Origin of the sequence: Lysobacter sp. 1R34A (assembly GCF_051217035.1) — a bacterium.
In the GTDB taxonomy this organism is placed as follows: Bacteria; Pseudomonadota; Gammaproteobacteria; order Xanthomonadales; family Xanthomonadaceae; genus Lysobacter.
Map to the genome: position 1 here is coordinate 1 of NZ_JBPKJP010000168.1, position 5019 is coordinate 5019.

A 5019-nucleotide genomic window follows, 5' to 3' on the forward strand; every position below is an offset into this window, starting at 1 on the left:
ACCACGGCGGCGCAGGCCGCCGCGGCAGCGACCGCCGAAGCCACCCAGCAGACCGACCCGGTGCCGCAACCGACGCCGCCGCCCGCCCCGGTCGCACCGGTGCAGCCGCAGGTCACGATCACCTCCAGTCCGCCGAACTCGGTGGTCGGCGAGTACAAGATCGACTTCGACACCCTCGACGCCAATCACGACGGCAACCTTAGCCGCGCCGAAGCGCGCAGCAACGCGACCCTGACCGCGGAGTTCCGCGCAGTCGACGTCGACAACAACGGGCGCCTGAGCAAGAAGGAGCTGTCGGGCTGGATGCGTTGATCGTCATCGGAGCTTCGTCTCCCGCGAACGCCTCCGGAAACGGGGGCGTTCGTGTTTGTGCAGCGCACCGACGCCTGTAGGAGCGGCGCGAGCCGCGACCGTGCAACTTCACCCGCGGCGTCAGCCGAAGATTCGCGGTCGCGTGCTTGCGCCGCTCCTACCCTGGCGAAAGCACGTCGCTCCGATGGATGGCATCGGCCTTGTTGTTTCCCCGCGTCCGCGGTCGCGACTCACGCCGCTCCTACAGGGGATGGCGTCGCCGCCCTCTGGTTCCTGTTGTTTGGCTGTTGCTGTGCGTCGCCGCGCACTCGCGAAGGCTAAAGACCCGGAGGGCGGCCTGCATGGATGCAGGCCGTTTTTCATCGGGACAGAGACGTCCCGTACGTAGATCCCTGCGGAAGCACAGCTCGTGCGGGCCCTTGATTCAAAAGAAGCAACTTTTTTGGTTACCTTTCTTTTGTTGCTTAGACAAAAGAAAGTAGCCCGCCGCTTTAGTGGCGGAAGCTTTGGGTTTGATCTTGATGTCGATGTCGATGTCGATCCCGATCTTGCTAGATAGCCACGCGCTAGACCATCACAACGATGTCGCGTCTTGCGCCCCTCCTACCCCGGCGAAAGCACCCCGCTTCGACGAACGAGAACGGCCTTGTCGCCACTGCGCGTCCCTCGGTCGCGACTCACGCCGCTCATGCAGGTACAGATACGTGGCAACACCCTTATGGGATAACTCCAGGCAGGAACCACCCGCCAGCCCCTGCTTGCACCCCGCCCTCGTTGCGGCATAGTGCCCGACTCCACCTGCCGCCCGCCCTGCCCGACCTATGACCGCCAGCTCCGTGTCGCCGTCCGTCTCCGTCCCCACGCGCCGGCTCGACCGCAAGGACGCGCGCACTCTGCTGTTGTCGGCGCTCGGCGGCGCGCTGGAGTTCTACGATTTCGTGATTTTCGTGTTCCTGACCGCAACGCTGCGGCAGTTGTTCTTCCCGCCGGGCATGCCGGGATGGCTGGCCGAGCTGCAGGTCTACGGGATCTTCGCCGCCGGCTACCTGGTGCGCCCGATCGGCGGCATCGTCATGGCTCACTTCGGCGACCGCTCGGGGCGCAAGCGCATGTTCGCGCTGAGCGTGTTCTTGATGGCGTTGCCCACCCTGTGCATCGGCCTGTTGCCGACCTACGCCCAGATCGGCATCGCCGCGCCGCTGCTGCTGTTGTTCCTGCGCATCGTCCAGGGCATCGCGATCGGCGGCGAGGTGCCGGGCGCGTGGACCTTCGTCGCCGAGCACGCTCCGCCGGGCCGGGTGGGCTTCGCCTGTGCCAGCCTCACCGCCGGCCTGACCGCGGGCATCCTGATCGGTTCGCTGATCTCGACCGCGATCAACACCTGGTTCGCGCCCGCCGAGGTCCTGGACTGGGCCTGGCGGGTGCCGTTCCTGATCGGCGGTGTGTTCGGTTTTCTCGCCGTCTACCTGCGGCGCTGGCTCAGCGAGACGCCGGTGTTCACCGCGATGCGCGAGAGCCGGCAACTGGTGCGCGAGCTGCCGCTCAAGCAGGTGCTGCGCGACCATCGCGCCGGGGTCGTCCTGTCGATGCTGGTGACCTGGCTGCTGACCGCGGCGATCGTGGTGATCGTCCTGATGACGCCGACCCTGGTGCAGAGCCAGTTCGGCATCGCTCCGCAACGCGCGTTCCTCGGCAATAGCCTGGCCGCGTTCTGCCTGACCCTCAGCGCGATCGCCGGCGGCCTGCTGGTCGACCGCCTGGGCCGCGGCCGCGCCTTGCTGATCGGTTCGCTCGGCGTGTTCGCGAGCAGCTACGCGCTGTACTACGACCTCAACCACGGCGGCGCGAATTTCCTGGCGCTGTACGCCCTGGCCGGCGTGTTCGTCGGCGTGGTCGGGGTGATCCCGGCGGTGATGATCGCCGCCTTCCCGGCGCCGGTGCGTTTCTCCGGGCTGTCGTTCTCGTACAACGTCGCCTACGCGGTGTTCGGGGCGCTGACGCCGCCGTTGATCGGCGTCCTGGCGCCGAGATTCGGCGGCATGACCGCCGCGTATTACGTCATGGCGGTGGCGGTGATCGGGGTGCTGGTGTCGGTGTACCTGCTGAGGACCACCCGGCGGTTTCACGAGCATTGAGCGAGAGAGCTTCAGCTCGCAGCCGAAGCAAATCCCCACGGCCGCTGCGCGGCCGTTCGCCCCCTCGTCAAACGGGGGCAACACCACGAGCCGCGGCCGAAAGTGCCAGCAGCGGCGACAGTAAGCACGTCATCGTCGGAGCGGGTCAGCAGACCATGACGAAGTAGTTGCCGAACAGCCACAGGCCCAGGGTCCACAGGCAGAGCATGGCCACCAGCGCAGCCAGCAACAGCGGCAGTCGCCGGGTCCACTTCAGGCCGCGGGTCGCGCGGACCGCGCCGAATACCGCCGCGAGCCCCAGGACGAAGAACAGGCCCAGCATGCCGAAGCCCAGCGCCCAGAACACAGGGCCCTTCTCGCCGGTGCCGGGCGGGCACTGGCTCGTCGCGCCGGCCCACTGCGGCATCGATACGATCGGCAGTACCGACCAGCGCAGCCAGCGGCGGCATTTCGATCCATCGATTGGCTTCATCGTACGCTCCATGTCGGTGCGCACGATCGTATCGCAGCGGTGCGCCGCGATTCGACGGCCGGCCGTGACCGGGTCGATCTCAGCGGAGCGGCGCCGGATGCCAGCGCTACAACCCCGCCGCGCGTTTCCAGAAATAATGCGTCAGCGGCGGCAGCTTGCCGGCCAGGCCGAGCATAGGCCCGCGCAGCAGGGTCGCGGCGACACCGTCGTTCGAGAACACCCGGTTCAAGCCCTCGAAGCCGTAGGCCGCGAGTGCATTCTCGCTGCGCCGTTCGCGCGCCCAACGCGCCAGGCGGGTCGGCGACCCCAGGTCGAGCCCGCGCCGCTGCGCCTGCTTGAGGCTGCCGCGCAACGCAGCGATGTCGCGCAGGCCCAGGTTGACGCCCTGCCCGGCGAGGGGATGCACGACATGGGCGGCATCGCCGGCGATCACGACGCGGCCGGCGAGGTAGCGCTCGGCCAGTTGCCGGCGCAATGGAAACGCGGCGCGTTGCGAGACCCGGGTCAAGGCGCCCAGGCGGCCGCCGAAGGCGCGTTCGAGTTCGCTCAGGAACGCCGCGTCGTCGCTGGCGAGCAAGCGCTCGGCTTCGGCTTCGGGCAGGGTCCAGACGATCGAGCTGCGCCGATCGCGCGCGCCGGCATCGCCGAGCGTCGGCAGGAACGCCAGAGGCCCGCCCGGCAGGAACCGCTGCCAGCAGGTCGCTTCATGGCTCAGTTCGCTGTCGACGTAGGCGACCAGGCCGCGCTGGCCGTAATCGTGGCTGGGCGCGTCGATGCCGCTGAGGCGGCGCAGCTTGGATTCGGCGCCGTCGGCGGCGACCACCAACCGCGCGCGCAGGCGACGCCCGCCGTCGAGGATCACCCCGACGCTGTCGGGCGCGTCGAGTTCCAGCGAATCGACTTGGTCGGGACAATGCAGTCGCACGCCGGCCGTCGGCAATGCGGCCCACAGCTTGTCGACCAGCAAGGCGTGCTCGACGATCCAGCCGAGCTCGCGGCGGCCGAACGCGTCGGCATCGAAATGCAGTTCGCCGCCGCCGGCCGCGTCCCACACGCGCATCGCGCGATACGGCTGCAGACGCGCCTCGCGCACACCCGACCAGACGCCCAGATCGTTCAACAGAGCGGCGTTGTCGGGGGCGAAAGCGTATACGCGCAGGTCCGGACGCTCGGCGTTCCAGCGAGGCGGTTCGCGGGTTTCGACCAGGGCCACGTCGAGGCCGTCGCGCGCGAAGGCGAGCGCCGCCGCCGCGCCGACCACGCCGGCGCCGACCACGACCACGTCGAGCAGATCGCGCCGGCTCATGCGCGGCCTCCGGACGCATGCAGGTCGTCGTGCTCGCCGCGGCACAAGGCCGGCACGTCGCCGCGATAGCCCATCGCGCCGCCGACCAGGAACGACTGCGCGCTCGGCAGGCGATCGACCGCGAACAGGCCCAGGCTGCGCAGCGGCCGCATCAGGCCGCTGTCGTTGGCGGCCAGCCGCGCCGCGCCGTCGGAGAACGCGACGGTGCGCTCGCGGTCGGTGGCGCGTCGCTGCGCATAACGTTCCAGCAGGTCCGCGTCGCCGCAATCGACCTTGCCGTCGGCGCCGCCGGCTGCGAGCCGGCGCTCGATCAGTTCGGCCAGGGTCATCGCATCGCGCAGGCCGAGGTTGAAACCCTGTGCGCCGATCGGGTGGATGGTCTGGGCGGCGTTGCCGACCAGCACCGCGCGCGGCCCGGTGATGCGCCGCGCGAGCACCCGGATCGCCGGGTACAGGCTGCGCGCGCCGCAGGCGAGGAAGCGCCCGGCGCGCCAACCGAATGCGTCCTGGACACGGGCGAGGAAGCCGGCTTCGTCCAACCCGGCGACTTCGTCGGCGTCGGCCGTGGCGACGCTGTGGACCAGGCCGTAGTGGCGATCGCCGCGCGGCAGCAGCGCGGTCGGGCCTTCGGCGCCGAGCCGCTCGTAGGCGGTGCCGTCGGGCGCGCGTTCGCCGCGCAACCGGGTCACGAACAGGGTCTGGCCGTAGTCGTACTCGTCGGCGCCGATCGCGAGCGCCTCGCGCACGCCGCTGCGAGTGCCGTCGGCGGCGACCAGCAGGCGCGCGCGCAGGAT

5 protein-coding genes are annotated in these 5019 nt (G+C 69.7%); 2 read left to right on the forward strand and 3 right to left on the reverse strand.

The window, feature by feature from the left end; all coding sequences use genetic code 11:
- Both ACSAMQ_RS19915 and ACSAMQ_RS19920 read left to right on the forward strand, forming a co-directional pair.
- A partial coding sequence (locus tag ACSAMQ_RS19915; protein ID WP_435397321.1) for a hypothetical protein occupies positions 1 to 312 on the forward strand: 312 nt, incomplete at its 5' end.
- Positions 313 to 1133: 821 nt separating this feature from the next.
- Positions 1134 to 2447, forward strand: coding sequence for an MFS transporter (locus ACSAMQ_RS19920; RefSeq protein ID WP_435397322.1), 1314 nt, complete (start codon positions 1134 to 1136; stop codon positions 2445 to 2447).
- A 145-nt stretch (positions 2448 to 2592) separates the two neighbouring features.
- On the opposite strand, the gene ACSAMQ_RS19925 is transcribed toward ACSAMQ_RS19920, so the two are convergent.
- The 3 genes from ACSAMQ_RS19925 to ACSAMQ_RS19935 all read right to left on the reverse strand — a co-directional run.
- Positions 2593 to 2919: a hypothetical protein gene (locus tag ACSAMQ_RS19925; RefSeq protein WP_435397323.1), complete on the reverse strand. Its 327-nt coding sequence runs from the start codon at positions 2917 to 2919 to the stop codon at positions 2593 to 2595.
- A 106-nt stretch (positions 2920 to 3025) separates the two neighbouring features.
- Positions 3026 to 4225, reverse strand: coding sequence for an FAD-dependent oxidoreductase (locus ACSAMQ_RS19930; protein ID WP_435397324.1), 1200 nt, complete (start codon positions 4223 to 4225; stop codon positions 3026 to 3028).
- Positions 4222 to 5019, reverse strand: a 798-nt coding sequence (locus tag ACSAMQ_RS19935; RefSeq protein ID WP_435397325.1) for an FAD-dependent monooxygenase, incomplete at its 5' end; no start/stop codon positions are given. The genes ACSAMQ_RS19930 and ACSAMQ_RS19935, both read right to left, overlap by 4 nt.

Coding starts and splice junctions, on each gene's coding strand:
- ACSAMQ_RS19920 (WP_435397322.1), top strand. CDS start 1,134: ATGACCGCCAGCTCCGTGTCGCCGTCCGTCTCCGTCCCCACGCGCCGG.
- ACSAMQ_RS19930 (WP_435397324.1), bottom strand. CDS start 4,225: ATGAGCCGGCGCGATCTGCTCGACGTGGTCGTGGTCGGCGCCGGCGTG.
- ACSAMQ_RS19925 (WP_435397323.1), bottom strand. CDS start 2,919: ATGAAGCCAATCGATGGATCGAAATGCCGCCGCTGGCTGCGCTGGTCG.